Origin of the sequence: Paenibacillus sp. SAFN-054 (assembly GCF_051966755.1) — a bacterium.
Classification (GTDB): Bacteria; Bacillota; Bacilli; order Paenibacillales; family Paenibacillaceae; genus Paenibacillus_AQ.
In genome coordinates, this window is sequence record NZ_JBQCKS010000005.1 from 420,340 (window position 1) to 420,735 (window position 396).

Annotated in this window: 1 tRNA gene; it reads right to left on the reverse strand. The window is 51.0% G+C overall.

The window, feature by feature from the left end:
- Positions 1-321: 321 nt before the first annotated feature.
- Positions 322-395, reverse strand: a tRNA-Gly gene (locus ACTHPM_RS23095).
- Between the last annotated feature and the right edge of the window lies 1 nt (position 396).

The following is a 396-nucleotide window of genomic DNA, read 5'->3' on the forward strand; positions in this document are numbered from 1 at the left end:
ACGCGCGTCCTCAACGGGCCTTTTCTTGGATGCTGTTCGGACGGTCGCCCCCAGCGCGTGGGTTCTATTCCCCTAATCATCCATAACAAAAAAAACGCCTTTCGGCGTTTGCATTTTACATTATGGAGCGGGTGATGGGAATACTCAACCTCTTGATTGAAAGCGAGCCTGCTGCTCGCAATAATAAGGAAGAGGTTGACGCGCGTCCTCAACGGGCCTTTTCTTGGATGCTGTTCGGACGGTCGCCCCCAGCGCGTGGGTTCTATTCCCCTAATTATCCATAACAAAAAAAACGCCTTTCGGCGTTTGCATTTTACATTATGGAGCGGGTGATGGGAATCGAACCCACGCTATCAGCTTGGAAGGCTGAAGTTCTACCATTGAACTACACCCGCA